The sequence below is a fragment of the Cyanobium sp. L1E-Cus genome (genome assembly GCF_024345755.1).
GTDB lineage: Bacteria > Cyanobacteriota > Cyanobacteriia > PCC-6307 > Cyanobiaceae > Cyanobium_A > Cyanobium_A usitatum.
This window is the reverse complement of sequence record NZ_JAGQBS010000017.1, coordinates 1-15215: the sequence shown is the minus strand read 5'-3', so window position 1 is coordinate 15215 and position 15215 is coordinate 1. Positions and strand designations below refer to the sequence as shown.

6 protein-coding genes are annotated in these 15215 nt (G+C 62.2%); 2 read left to right on the top strand and 4 right to left on the bottom strand.

Annotation, left to right across the window (positions count from 1 at the left end; genetic code table 11):
* The first annotated feature begins 58 nt into the window (after positions 1–58).
* On the top strand, positions 59–12448 hold the full coding sequence (locus KBZ22_RS12700) for a VCBS domain-containing protein (RefSeq protein WP_315858618.1): 12390 nt from the start codon (positions 59–61) through the stop codon (positions 12446–12448).
* A gap of 84 nt (positions 12449–12532) precedes the next feature.
* Here KBZ22_RS12700 and KBZ22_RS12695 read toward each other — a convergent pair whose 3' ends face one another.
* The 3 genes from KBZ22_RS12695 to KBZ22_RS12685 all read right to left on the bottom strand — a co-directional run bounded on the left by KBZ22_RS12695 (position 12533) and on the right by KBZ22_RS12685 (position 13502).
* The gene (locus KBZ22_RS12695) at positions 12533–12865 is read right to left on the bottom strand and encodes a hypothetical protein (protein WP_255022239.1); all 333 of its coding nucleotides are present in this window, start codon (positions 12863–12865) and stop codon (positions 12533–12535) included.
* A gap of 94 nt (positions 12866–12959) precedes the next feature.
* On the bottom strand, positions 12960–13085 hold the full coding sequence (locus tag KBZ22_RS12690; RefSeq protein ID WP_255022238.1) for a hypothetical protein: 126 nt from the start codon (positions 13083–13085) through the stop codon (positions 12960–12962).
* A gap of 186 nt (positions 13086–13271) precedes the next feature.
* Positions 13272–13502, bottom strand: a complete 231-nt coding sequence (locus tag KBZ22_RS12685) for a hypothetical protein (protein WP_255022237.1) — start codon at positions 13500–13502, stop codon at positions 13272–13274.
* Between the two features lie 571 nt (positions 13503–14073).
* On the opposite strand from KBZ22_RS12685, the gene KBZ22_RS12680 reads away from it, so the two are divergent.
* Positions 14074–14265, top strand: a complete 192-nt coding sequence (locus KBZ22_RS12680; RefSeq protein WP_396112101.1) for a DUF2811 domain-containing protein — start codon at positions 14074–14076, stop codon at positions 14263–14265.
* Here KBZ22_RS12680 and KBZ22_RS12675 read toward each other — a convergent pair.
* Positions 14262–14690 (bottom strand): EamA family transporter, encoded by a 429-nt coding sequence (locus KBZ22_RS12675; protein WP_255022236.1) that lies wholly within the window; start codon positions 14688–14690, stop codon positions 14262–14264. The two genes, KBZ22_RS12680 and KBZ22_RS12675, sit on opposite strands and share 4 nt — an antisense overlap.
* Positions 14691–15215 lie beyond the last annotated feature (525 nt).

The window sequence follows — 15215 nt, the reverse complement described above, 5'->3', positions numbered from 1 at the left end:
GCCGCGGGGTGGGCAACACTTGGTAGGTTGATGCCTATCTGGCGTAGCGCAATCTCTCGTGGCCCCTTCACCCACTGTAGCTCTAGGTCCCTCATCGCTGGACCTGCTCTATGGGAACAGCGGCAACCTGCAGCTCACCTTTGATGAGTCCAGCGGCACCGGCTTCCAACCCTGGCTGGAGCTCCAGGTCGCAGCCCCCAGCAACCACCTCAGCTTCGGTGCCGCCAGCTGGGCATTGCTTCCCATCGCCACCAAAACCTATACCTTCACCCGCAGCGGGACCAGCGGTCCGTACACCCTCGTCCACCCCCTCACCGGGGCCACCCTCACCAGTGCCACCCCCGACACGCTGCTGATTTGGCAGCTGCCCGTGGGCAGCTATGTGGCCTCCGCTCCCGCATTGGTGGTGAGCGTGCCGGTGTCGGTGAAGGCCACCAGCCCCACGCTTGGGCCCGTGCCGCTGCGGGCCGGCGGCGGCTACGCCCTCGGCACTGATCCCCTCAACAACCCGCTGACGGATCCACCGATCAGCGCCCCGAACGTGACGGGGCAGGTTGTGCCTTCACCCCTCACCTTCAGCAAGAGCAACAACCTTGCGGAGTCGGAAACGGCCACCGGCCCCAACTTCATTGGCGCCTGGCGGCTGTCGGCCGACATTGCCGATGGGGCCCAGCTCAACAAGCTGGTGGTCAGCGACACCCTGCCCAACGATCTCAACCTGCTGGAGATCAACCCCAGCTTGAAGCTGAACGGCAAGCTCACCCAGCAGCCGGTGGGCAACCCCACGGCCCCGAGCAACAACCAGGTCGTCATCGATTACGGCGGCCCCACCACGGGCACCACGAGCACGGAGGAGGCGGCCGCCCAGATCAGGTTCTTCGTTCCCGACACCCTCGACCCCACCACGGGCGGGGCGATCACCTACGCCAACAACGCCTCCGTCTCCGCCACCTGGGGCAACTCTCCCGACGGCAGCGTCAAGCTCAACACGCCCGCCAACAATGAGATCATCGCCAAGGCCCTGGCGATTCAGAAATCCGCCAGCTCCGGCTCGGTGCTCCCGGGTGGCGACCTCACGTTCACCCTCAATTTCCAGATCTCCGATTACTTCGCCTTCGGCGATCTGATCGTCAAGGATCTGCTCGGCGACGGACTCACCTATACCCCCGGCAGCGCCAGGATCAACCTCCAGGAACAGGGCGTCTCCCTCACCGGCAATGGGTCGGCGGCTTTCGATCCTGCCTACATCACCTACCTGCCGGATGTCGCAGGACCTGGGGTTGATGGCAAGGACAGCCTCAGCTTCAACCTCAGCGGCTGGCTGAAGTCGATTGGCAACGATGGCATCCTCCAGGGTGGGCGGGTCTTCAGCACCACCGCAGGAGCTACGAGGGGCTCGATCACCTTCACAGCCAGCGTCGACGACCTCTACGTCGCCCCCAAGGCCGCCGGCCAGAACATCAAGCCGGGCGACCAGCTGGCCAACAATGTCACCCTGCAGGGTGACATCCAGAAACAGCTGCCATTAGGCCTGTTCCTGGACACCAACCGCCAGGTCAGCGACACCAGCGGTGTTGCCATGAGCGTGGCCGACATCGGCAATGCCAAGACGGTGGTGGCGCGCAACGGCCAGGCCCTGGGCTCCGCTCCCCTGGTGCTCACCCCCGGCGACACGGTCACCTATCGCATCAAGGTGACCTTCCCCATCGGCGACATCCACGGGTTCAACCTCAGCGATTTCCTGCCCACGCCGGTTTACAACGTGGATGGCGAAGCGAGTGGGGGTGCCAGTCCCACCGGCTTCGAATTGTTCGGTTCAGGCGCCACCGCCAGCAGCCCTGGCAGCCTGCCCCCGACGGGACGGTTCAGCTACGGCAGCCTCCACACCGCTCCGCCGTTGGTGGACAACCTGCTCAAATCCGGGCCGGCGGTCAATGATCTGGTTGCGACGATCGCCAACACCAGCGACCCCACTCACACTCCCGTCACCGTCGACCTTTATTACACCGTCACCGTGACCGGTGCGGCGATCGACGACCGGCTTCCGATCACCAACATTGCTACCGCCACCACGGTCGACTCCAACGGCACCTCCCGTCCGCCCCAGATCGCGGCGGTCACCGGTGAGGTGCTGGCCCCCAACCTCAAGATCCGCAAAGGCATCGTCGTCACCAGCCGCGACAGCCTCAGCGGAGCCCAAGGGGTCACCTACAGCCCCACCCTCAATACGGGTGGCGCCACCTTCCCTGCCTCGATCGGCAGCGTGCCCTTCAGCGGCGCGGTGAGCAGCAGCGGCATCAGCGTGGCGGGCGGCAACGGCTCCACCGGTGCCGTTAAGAGCAATGCCCTTGATTCCAACGTCACGGGGCTAGATGCGGGCGACACCGTCCGCTTCGTGATGGTGATCGAGAACATCGGCACCAGCTACCGCGGCGCCTTCAACGTGCAGTTGCGCGATGAACTACCCGCTGGCCTCACCTTCACCCCCGGCAGTCTGCGCATCGTCGACGGCAGCGGTGCCCTGATGGGCTACACCAAGCCCGACGGCACGGCCGCCAGCCAGGCGGACATCTTCTCCGCCACCGGCGTCCGGCTGAGCGACCCCGGCCCAACCGCCGCCGACCCGCTCACAGGCGCCGGCGGCGGCGCCATCGACGGCTACAACTCCAGCAGCGGCCGCAACATCGCCGTGGTGACCTTCGACACCAGCATCAATCAGGATGCCTACTCCCAGCTGGTGGGCAGCAAACTCACGAACGTGGGCGTGCTGGAGGACTACACCAACGTTTCCGCCGGAGGCACGGGCTATCTACCCGGCTCCACAAAGCTGATCGATAACGCCACGATCACGCTGCGCAACGCCACGGTCAGCAAGTCGGTCGTCTCCACCTCAGAGGCATCCACCAGCGGCAGCAACGTCGCCATCGGTGAGATCGTTCGTTACCGGCTGCAGGTGACGGTTCCCGAGGGGAACCTGGCCAACTTCAAGCTGGTGGACAGCCTGCCTACGGGAGTCTCGTTCCTGGGCGACGGCAGTGCCTCCACCCCGATCTTCTCCTCCGGGGTGAGTGGCTCCCTGAGGCCCGCTACCCCAACGATCAACGGTTCCACCCTCACCTGGGATTTCGGCACCCTCACCAACAGCGATCGCAACAACGCTGTCGACGACTCGATTGCGATTGAGTTCAACGCCCTAGTCACCAACATCAGCGGCAACAGCAACGGCACCACCCGCACTAACACCGCCACGGTGAGCTACGCGGGCGGCTCCGCCAGCGGCTCCACGGCGGTGACGATCACGGAGCCCAACATCACGATCACCAAGGCCGTCAGCCCCACCAGCAACGTCCAGGCGGGCGACACCCTCATCTACACGGTCACGGTGAAGAACGCGGCGGGCCGTGCCGATGCCTTCGATCTGGTGCTCAACGATGCCCTAGGCAACCTGGGCAGCAACTTTGACCTGCAGAGCGTCACCCTGCCCGGCACCTTGCCGTCCGGCACCAGCTCAATCGTCGACAACTCCGTCACCAATGGCACCAGTGCTGCGGACGGTGATCGGATCCAGCTCAAGATCGACCGGCTGAGCGGCGGCCAGAGCTTCAGCTTCACCTACAAGGGCGTGCTGCTGACCGGAATTCAACCCGGAACCACCCTTACCAACACCGCCAACATCACCTACACGGGTTTGCCGGGCACAGGCACCCCCAATGGGACCGGCGGCAACACCACCGGCAGCAGCATCCCTGGGGGATCCGGTGCTGAGAACGGTGAGCGGAACGGCAGCGGCGGCGTCAATACCTACAGCAAGAACGCCAGCCAGTCAGTGGTGAGTCAGGACCTGGGTCCCATCAAGAGCACCCGGCTCACCTCCGAGGCCCACACCAGTGGCAACGGGGTAGCGATCGGTGAAATTGTGCGCTTCCGGCTGCAGACAAGCATTCCCCAGGGCACGATCGGCAACACGTCCTTTGTCGACAACCTGCCCACGGGTCTCACCTTTCTCAACGACAACACCGCCAGCCTGGCCTTCGTCAGTACTAATCCAGCAGACCTGACCTGGAGTCTGGGGCCGATCACCCCCTACTACCTCCCCAGCGCTGGCAACAACAACACGGTGATCCCCACCGCTCGCTTTGCACCGACGGTGACAGGACAGGCACTCACCTGGTCCCTGGGGCAAATAGTCAACCTCAACGCCGTCGACGCACAGATCGAGTCGGTGATTGTCGAGTTCAACGCCATCGTGGCCAATGTGGCCAGCAATCAGGCCGGCGTCACCCTCACCAACAGCTTCATCGCCAAATCCAGCCTCTCGGGAATCACCAGTCAAGTCACCTCCAGTGCCCCACCGCTGTCGGTGCTGGAGCCCAAGCTGGAGACCGATAAAACGGTTGCCATCGAGAAAACCGGCGTTGCCGGAAACGCCAACGCCACCCCCGGCGACACCCTCGTCTACACCGTCGTTGTCCGCAACACGGGCACGGTCAAGGCGTTCAACCTCTTCATCGACGACAACCTCGATGCCCTGGGGCTCAACTTCGACCTCAGCGGTTCTCCAACGATCGTTCAAAGCCAGACGGGTGCTCCGGCGCCCACCGATAACTCGATCTTCAGTGGCAGCAATGGACTGGCCGATCGGATCTCAGTTCTGATCCCTGAACTGGACATCAACCAGAGCGTCACCCTGACCTACCTAGGTGTGCTTTCCGCCGGCCTGCCACCGGGCACTGCCCTCACCAACACCGCCCAGGTCACCTACACCAGCCTGCCGGGCACTGGGACGCCCACTGGCAGTGGCGGCAACAGCACCGGCAGCAGCACCCCCGGCGGCTCAGGCGCCGCCAATGGAGAACGCAATGGTGATGGCGGCGTCAACGACTACCTCAGCAGCAAGACCCTGATTCTGGTGGCCAACCGCCCTCCCGTGGCGGTGAATGACACGGGCAACGCCGTCGAAGCCGGCGGCACCTCCAACACCACCCCCGGCAGCAATGCCACCGGCAGCCTGCTGACCAACGACAACGATCCAGACCCCGCCGACAACCCCCTCACCTCCAAGGGGAAGGTGACCTCCTTCCGCACCGGAAGCACCGAGGGGTCAGGCACGGCCGGCAGCCTCGGTGCTCCACTCCTTGGCACCTATGGCCAGCTGACCGTCAACGCCGACGGCACCTACACCTATGTGGTGGACAACCGCAACGCGCTTGTGGATGCCCTGGATCCAGGCGCCAGCCTTAGTGAATCCTTCAACTACACCGTTTCCGATGGGGCCCTGAGCGACATCGGGGTGATCTCGATCACGATCCAGGGCGCCAACGATGCTCCCGTTGCTGCCAACGACACGGGCACGGTTGTGAAGGCCGGCGGCACCCCTGGCGCCACCGCCACCGGCAACGTGATCAGCAACGATCGCGACATCGACAACCGGGACGGCAACAACCTGGTGGCACCGCCTGAGGGCACGGTGGTGGCCGTGCGCACCGGTGCCAAGGAGGGGGCGGGCACCGCCGGCACCGTGGGAGCGGCCCTGAAGGGGATCTACGGCTCGCTCACCCTGAGTGCCAACGGCACGTACACCTACGTCGTCGACAACACCAACCCCATGGTGGATGCCTTGAACCCAGGCGACACCCTCAGCGAGTCGTTCAATTACACCCTGCTCGACCATCGGGACGGACTCAACGACATCGCCGTCCTGACGATCACGATTCAGGGAAGGAACGACGCTCCGGTAGCCCTTAACGACGCTGGTTCCGCCCTGGAAGCCGGCGGCACCTCCAACGGCACGCCTGGGGCCAATGCCATCGGCAATGTTCTCACCAACGACACCGACGTCGACTCCAACGACACGCCCGCGCTCAACGGCTTCGTCGAATCCTTCCGCACCGGAGCGACCGAGGGATCAGGCACAGCCGGCACCATCGGTGCGCCCTTGCAGGGCCTGTATGGATCGATCACCTTCCAGGCCAACGGCACCTATATCTATGTGGTCAACAACACCAATCCAGCGGTCGACCCCCTCGATCCGGGCGCCTTCCTGAGTGAGTCCTTCAACTACACCGTCTCCGATGGTGCGCTCACGGATATCGGCATCCTGACGATCACGATCACCGGGGCCAACGATGCGCCCGTGGCCGCTGATGACTTCGGCAATGCCATCGAAGCTGGTGGCGCCCGAAATGGCACCCCAGGCAGCAATGCCGTCGGCAATGTGATCATCAACGACCGTGATGTTGATACGGCCGACGGCAACAATCTCACAGGCCCGCCGCAGGGCAGGATCACGGCTGTACGGACCGGCGACAAGGAAGACAGCGGTACCAGCGGTGTGGTGGGGACAGCACTGCAGGGTCTCTATGGCGCACTGACGCTCAAGGCCGACGGTTCCTATGTGTATGTAGTTGACAACAGCCTCCTCGATGTGGATTCGCTCGACGCCGGATCCACACTGCGCGACTTGTTCAACTACAGCCTGCTCGACCATCCCGGTGGTCTGATCGATACAGCGGTGCTGACCATCATCATCACCGGCGCCAACGATGCCCCCGTGGCGATCAACGACACGGGCACGGCCCTGGAGGCCGGCGGCACCTTCAACGGCACGGCTGGCTCAAACGCCACCGGCAATGTGCTGCTGAACGACACCGACGTCGACGCCGGTGACACGCCGGCCCTGAATGGATCCGTGAGCGCCATACGCACCGGCGCCGGCGAGGGCTCCGGCACAGCCGGGACGGTGGGAACGGGCCTGGCAGGCCTTTATGGCACGCTCACGATTAATGCCAACGGCAGCTACATCTACGTGGTTGACAACAGCAATCCAGCTGTTGATGCACTCGATCCCGGCGCCACTCTGATCGAGAGCTTCAACTACACCGTGCGTGATCGTCCCGGTGGGCTAAGCGACATCGGGGTGCTCACCATCACCATCACTGGTGTTAACGACGCCCCGATTGCAAACAACGACACCGGCATAGCCGTCGAAGCAGGCGGCACCTCCAACACCGACGGCAGCAATGCCACCGGCAATGTGATCAGCAACGATCGCGATGTGGATACAGCAGATGGGGCGAATTTTGTCGCCCCGCCTCTGGCCTCGGTGCTATCGATCCGCAGCGGCGACAAGGAAGGGCTTGGCAATGCCGGCAGCCTGGGAGCAGCGTTGGCCGGCGCCTACGGAAGCCTGACCCTCAACGCCAACGGCATCTACACCTACGAGGTGGACAATGCCAACTCCACGGTCGACGCGCTAAACCCCGGCGATGTTCTGACGGAGACGTTCAACTACACGCTTCAGGACCATCCAGGCGGCCTCACCGACATCGCCGTTCTGACCATCAACATCAACGGGGTCAATGATGCCCCGGTGGCCAGTGATGATGCCGGCACCGCCATCGAGGCTGGCGGCATCAGCAACAGTTTGGGCGGAGCCGATGGCACCGGCAATGTGCTGCTCAACGACACCGACGTCGACTCGAATGACACCCCGGCCATCAATGGCACGATCGTCGGCATCCGCCGTGGTGCAACAACAGATGGTTCAGGCACGGCCGGAACCCCGGATGGCAGTGGTGGTTTCGTGCTGGTGGGTAGCTTCGGAACCCTCACGATCGCCGCCAACGGCATCTACACCTATGTGGTAGACAACGCCAACCCCAGCGTTGATGCGCTCAACCCCGGCGATGTACTAACGGAGTCATTCAACTACTCGGTTCTCGATCATCCAGGTGGCCTCACGGACATCGCCATCCTGACGATCACGATTGAAGGCGCTCAGGATGGCAATGCCACCGCCAATACCCTCATCGCCGGCGAAGCCGGCGGCGTGAACAACAGCTCCGGCGGGTTCGCCGGCCGCGGTGATCTGCTCGACCCCAGCCTCCCGGCCGGGACCAGCGTGATCGCCATCCGTACGGGCGACACCCCTGGCTCAGGCACGGCAGGGAGTGTCGATGCAGCCGGAAACTTGGTGCTCACGGGCATATACGGCACGCTGACCGTCAATCCCAATGGCGACTCCATCTACAGGATCAACAACAGCAATCCTGTTGTTGATGCGCTCGATCCGGGCGACACGCTGAGCGAGTTCTTTAACTACGACTTCAGCGACGGGGTGGGAACGAGCACAGCCGTGCTTACGGTGAACATCGGTGGCAGCAACGATACCCCTGTTGCCAACAACGACAGCGGTACAGCCGTTGAGGCAGGGGGCACGCAGAACGGTACGGCCGGCAGCGATGCCGGCGGCAATGTGATCAGTAACGATCGCGATGTCGACAACAACGACGGTGCTAACAGCGCGGCACCCCCGCTGGCCACGATCACGGCCATCCGCCGGGGTGCCAAGGAAGGTGAGGGGCTCACGGGTACGGCAATCGCCGGAGACCTGTTCCAGCTTGTCGGCTTCTACGGCACTCTCACCATCGCGGCCAAAGGCAGCTACAGCTATGTGCTGAATAACAGCAACCCAATCGTCGATGAACTGGATGCCGGCGACTTCATCATCGAGTCGTTCAATTACACCGTTCTCGATCACCCAAGCGGCCTGACTGACACCGCTGTTCTCAACATCCGCATCAACGGTGTCAATGATGCCCCTGTCGCCAGCGACGACAGCGGTGCTGCCCTAGAAGCGGGCGGCGTGGCCAATGGCACCGCCGGGAGCAATGCCACCGGCAACGTGCTCAGCAACGACACCGATGTCGATCGCGACGACACTCCTACGCTCAACGGAGCGGTTTCGGCGATCCGCATCGGTGCAACGGAGGGTTCCGGCACGGCCGGGACTGCGGATGGATTCGGTGGATTCGTGCTGACAGGCAGCTATGGAATCCTCACCATCGCTGCCAACGGCAGCTACACGTATGTGGTCAACAACAGCAATCCAACCGTTGATGCTCTCAGCCCGGGCCAGACCCTCAGCGATGAGTTCAACTACACGGTGCGTGACCGCGGTGGCCTCACCGACATCGCACGGCTGACGATCAGGATCGACGGGGCCAATGATGCCCCGATCGCAGCAAACGACACCGGCTCGGCCGTGGAGGCAGGAGGCACCTTGAACGGCACGGCCGGCACCAATGCCAGTGGCAACGTGATTAGCAACGATCGCGATGTCGACAATAACGATGGCGGCAACAGCGTGGCACCACCTCTGGCCACGATCACGGCCATCCGCAGAGGCGCCAAGGAGGGCGTCGGTCTCGACGGTGCGGCGATCGCCGGAGGTGCCTTTGAGCTTGTTGGCTTCTATGGAACCCTCACCATCGCGGCCGATGGCAGCTACACCTATGTGGTGAATAACAGCAACCGCTTCGTCGAAGCGTTGGATGCCGGCGACTTCATCATCGAATCGTTCAACTACACGGTTCTCGATCACCCCAGCGGCCTGACTGACACCGCTGTTCTCAACATCCGCATCAACGGTGTCAACGATGCCCCCGTTGCCAGTAACGACAGCAGCAGCGCCCTGGAAGCGGGCGGTGTTGCTAATGGCACCGCCGGCAGCAATGCCACCGGCAACGTGCTCAACAACGACACTGATGTCGATCGCGACGACACCCCTGCCCTAAATGGAGTCGTCACAGCTATCCGAACCGGTGCCAGCGAAGGAGCCGGCACGGCGGGGACGCCAGATGGCGCTGGCGCTTTTGTGGTCCGTGGGGCCTACGGCACCCTCACCATCAACGCCAACGGCACCTACACCTACGTCGTTGACAACAGCAATCCACTCGTCGACGCCCTCAGCCCCGGCGACAGCCTGCAGGAAGAGTTCAACTACACGGTCCGAGACCTTGGCGGCCTCACCGACATCGGCGTGCTGCGCATCACCATCGATGGGGCGAATGATGCCCCGATCGCACGCAACGACACCGGCACAGCCCTTGAAGCTGGCGGCACCAACAACGGCACGCCGGGCACCAACTCCAGCGGCAATGTGCTCACCAACGACAGCGACGTCGATCGCAACGACACGCCCTTGCCGACCAAGGGCAGCGTCTCCGGCATCCGCACGGGAATCAAGGAGGGCACCGGTGTAGCTGGCGTGCCCGATGGCAGCGGCGGCTTCGTGCTGGTTGGCACCTACGGCACCCTCCGGATCAACGCCAACGGCAGCTACACCTACACCGTCGACAACGGCAACCCGGCGGTGGACGGGATGGACGCGGGAGATCAATTCACCGAAACTTTCAATTACACCGTGCTCGACACCGGCGGGCTCAGCGACATCGCCCTGCTGACGATCACCATCAAGGGGGCCAATGATGCCCCTGTCGCCGGAAACGACACCAGTAGCGCTATCGAGGCTGGGGGCACTCTCAACGGCACACCCGGCGCCGATGCCATCGGCAATGTGCTTACCAATGACACCGATGTGGATCGCTCTGACACCCCTTCATTGAATGGAGCGGTTACTGCCATCCGGCTGGGCGACGCGGAAGGCCTTGGCACCGCCGGGGTAGTTGGCAGCCCCCTTCAAGGGCTTTACGGCTCCCTCACGATCGACAACAACGGCAACTACCGCTACTTGATCGATAACGCCAATCCCACGGTGGAGGCCCTAAACCCGGGCGACCTGCTCAGCGAGTCGTTCAATTACACCGTGAGCGATGGCGGCGGCCTCACCGACACCGCCGTGCTGACGATCACGATCCGGGGCAGCAACGACGCCCCCGTGGCCAGCGACGACAGCGGCATTGCTAAGGAGGCCGGTGGGATCAATAACAGCAGTGGCGGCGCCAACGCCAGCGGCAACGTGCTGGCCAACGACACCGATGTGGACAGCAACGACACACCGCTACCCAGCAAGGGAACGGTCACCGCCATCCGCACCGGTGCCGTGGAAGGTGCGGGCACGGCCGGCAGCGTTGGCAGTGCCATTCAGGGGCAGTACGGCAGCCTGCTGATCAATGCCAACGGCAGTTTCACCTACGTGGTGAACAACAGCGACCTAACGGTGGAACGACTGAACGTGGGTGAGCAGCTCACCGAATTCTTCAACTACACCGTGCTGGATCACAGCGGTGGACTCACTGACATTGCCGTGCTCGCCGTCACGGTTGAGGGAACCAACGACAGCCCCAATACCAGTGATGACTACATCGGCCGGTTTACCTCCGGCCAGAGCGGCACCATTCGCGTGATCGCCAACGACACCGACATCGATTCCAGGCTGGTGCCGAGCACGATCAAGATTGAAGGAACGGCGAATCCTGGCGAACCGCTTGTGGTTCCCGGCCAGGGCACCTGGAGCGTGGATCCTGGCAATGGCGACATCACCTTCACACCCGAGACAGGTGTAACCGCAAGCCCAACCCCGATCAAATACACCGTCCAGGACGAACAGGGAGCCACCAGCAACCCAGCCACGGTGTACATCAACTACGACAGCCCATCGGTGGGACCGGAGCCGCCAATTCCCGTCACCGAAGCGAGGCCCGTCAACCTGTTTCTGCTTCTCGACAACTCCACCTCCATGCAGGGGCTCGACCCCACAGGCGTCACCCGTCTGGAGGCGCAGAACCGGCTGGCCTTTTATTACGGACTCAAGCCTGTCTTCAACAACGCTGGCTACATCTTCAAGAAGGGTGATCAAATCGGCTTCAATGGCGATGTCCAACTCACCCCCGGCCAGAGCCTGGCGACCGAAATCCTCAGCTGGGAGCTGATTGACAATCCATTCGACAACAAGACAGCCCAGACAGTCACCATTCACACGATCGACTTCAGCTACCTGGTCACCCACACCAAAACGGTGATCAACAGCAGCAGCACAGCCGAGGGTGTCACTCTGGCCAGCGATGTTCTGGCAACGACCACACCCGACAAGCAATACGGCAACAGCACCAGCGGCGATTGGATCGCGCGAGGCCTGCCTGCACCCGGCAACCTTGACGCCTACACAGCCCCGGGCACTCCCGGCAACCGGTACAGCGGCACGGAAATGCTGGGGGCGCTAACGGGGCTCAAGGACTTACTGAACGACGAACTCACCTCGGTGGCCACCGACACCCTCACGTACGTGGGTCTATTCACCGACGGGCGTCCGGAGCGGCGCCCCTGGTGGGACAACCGGCCCGAATTCGGCCAAGGCTGGAGCGGCGTCAATGTGGCCCTGCCCACCGATGCCGATCTGGGCGGTGATCCAATCATCTCGTCTGGCCTGCGCTATTTGAGCAATGGCACGCCGATCAAGGTGCCCACGGCCAATGGTGTGGACATCTGGGGCCAGAACCAACGGGAGCTCAATGCAGCCCTCGATCGCACCGCAGCGGCAAGCGGCAGTCCAGACAACGTCAAGGTGATCAGCGTGGGCCTGGGAGATGGCGGGATCTCCAACTGGAGTGCGATCTACTCCGACCTATTCACCAACCAGACCTTCAACAACCAGGCCGGGGGCTGGGGTTATCAGGTAGTCACTCCGAACATCCAGCTGCAGAGCTGAACCCAACCCGTACGCCACCGCGAAGCGATAGCCCGGCTGGATCACCAGGTTCACCGGGCCGCAGTTGGTCTGTAGCCAACTCGTTCAGCGGCGAACGTAGGTGCGGCCTTCGGGTCCGCGAACGGCTGCCCCGCCATTAGGGCCACGCACAGCGGCCGCACCCTCAGGGCCACGGACGGCAGCGCCACCATTAGGGCCGCGCACGGCAGCAGCACCAGGGGCCACTACCGCACGAGGGGCGACAACTGGGGCAACAACAACGGGTGCAACTACGGGTGCAGCAACCACACCCCGCGCGACACAGTTCCCCAAGGGGCCCCTGATGAAGCCGATCCCGCACAACTCACTGGCTGAGGAGGGCACCGCCGCAAGGGTGAGGGCACCTCCAAAGACGGCGGCCAGGAAAGTGTTTTTCATGAAGGCTGCTCAGGTGGGGGGTTGTTTCATTCAAGGCCATCGGTTCACTGTCGTCCTCAAGGAAGGTGAATCCGGCACTTGACACTCCAGGCGGTCACGGAATGGCTTGACCATTGGGGGCGAGCGGTGGGGAGCCAGGGAGTTCCTCGCCTAAGACCTCGATCCGGTAGTACTCGCGATCGTCTGAGCAGCAGATATCGGCGTAGTAACGCTCAACCACCGCATAGGCCGCGTCGTATCAGGTAGCTACTCATGGCATCTGCTAAAAGTCGTGTTTAGACATCTACGCCAGAGCCCCAACTGAATCGACGAAGTACATCAGGTATCCGCTACAACTCTTGGGATCCAAGCCTGCCTGCCCATCCAACAAGGCGCTAGATCTGATGTACTGGCACCGTCTGTGTCTCTAGCGCGCAGGCTTGTTGGGCAGGCCGCCATTGCAGAAGTTGGCCGCAATGGCCGTGCGGTCGCCACCTTTGACGCGGGGACTTGTGCGCTCCAGCCACGCCAACCCAGCATCGAAGCACTGGTTCCAGCGGGAGGACTGGCCAGCAATGGGGCCAAGCGATAGGGCAATCGAGACTGAGCTCGCTGTGGCGACTAAGGCCAGAAGCGGGAACAGGTGAGCATTGATCATTTCCCGAACGCTGAGTTTTCGTCCGTCGTGATCAGCCATGAGAAAAGCCCAGGTTGGGGAGCTTGCCCATTGTGAACGCTCCTTCCTGTCACTCGCCGTCACTGGGTTTGAGGCGCTGAGAGAGTGAAACCGTTGGTATGACTGAAGCTTGGCTTGCTACAGCCGGGACTCCCCAAGCCTTTTATGCCACAAACTCTCAAATAGATTTTTGAGTCGTACCAAGCACTTTGGCGGCCACTGTGTTGCCCTGGGCGGTTGTGCGTTTGGGTTCAGGCAGGAGCTGTTGTTTCGCAAAACCCGATTGGTATTGCTGCAGGGGCGTGGGCGGATCGATCAGGGCTGCTGAGCTATGGGGTTTTCCACCGAATTCAGCGGTATCCCGCCATAACCGGCGGCTTTTCCACAGGCTTAACGCCCCAGACCTCGCTGCTGGCGCCAGCAGTGCAGCCCCCGCTGTGGAAAAGCCCTCTCCTCTTGACCGGCGGCAGTGGGGAGTTTTGGCCAGCCCAAGAGGAACAGCAAGCCGCCAGGAAGGCAGCTCAGGTCTCGCTTCTCACGGCAAGACACGGCCTTGTCGGACTGGTTTTGCTGCTTTGACGCCGCCGCGGTCCACGTGAGCGTCGTCAATGAGTTCCCGGAGGACCTGTACCAGGCGATGCGGGAATTCATCAGCAGCCATCCCAACAGGGACCAGTACCGCCTGCTGCAGGCAGCGCTTGCGGGCTTCCTTTTCCAGCGCGATCCGCCCTGCCTGAGCCGCTAGACCCAGGCAATCAAAGCAGCGCCGATAGCCATCAGCACCACCCCGAACCAGGCCTTGAGGTCGAGCTGCTCACCAAGCAGCAGCAGAGCCAGCAGGGCAATCAACACAACACTGAGCTTGTCGAGTGCCGCCACCCCAGCCACGGGCCCCAGCTGCAGGGCTCGGCTGTAGCAGAACCACGAGACACCTGTCGCCAGACCGGAGAGGGCGAGAGCGCCCAGGCTGAGAGCGGGCAGATGGCGCAGCTCCTGCCAATCGAGTCGGCCGCTGACCAGCAGCACCAGAGCCAGCACAATCGCTACGGCCAGGGTGCGGAACAGGGTGGCCATCCCCGCATCCACTCCCTGAACGCCCACCTTGATCAATAGAGCGGTTACTGCTGCGGAGAGGGCGGCCGCTACGGCCCACAGCTGCCAGTTCTGCACGGAGCGTTTTGCATTGGGAAGCTGTGAGCTGAGGCTATCCGCGCTGGCAAGCCTTCTGTGATTTAGTGCTATCCATAATGATGCAATCTCTAACCTCGGCATCGCACCACAACCTATAAATATTAAGAACGTTTGGGCGAATACCGGCTACAGGGACTTTCAAGAAGCCTTGACGCTTTGCCGCTTCAAAAAGGATGCGTTCCTTTTGCGTTAACCTGTGAGGAACTCGACGGCTTCCTATTTTTGATTGAGTCGATTTACCGCGGCTTAATCTTTCTACGTCGTCCTTGATTTGCCGAGGCATAATAAAAAAAGGGGGGGGTAGGCCAAACAATATATGGATTAAAAGTCGAGTATTAGGCAGTCAAAATGTTAAATGTAAATAATATTGGTAGACTTAAGGAAGCTCTGGTCAACGAGGGTTTCACGCTGGCAGCACAGAGCAATTTTGCAGATAGGTGGATTTCTGGGTGATCCAGCTCTAATTTACCTTCTTCTTACTCTTTGAGAGTAGCTTTGAGCCTA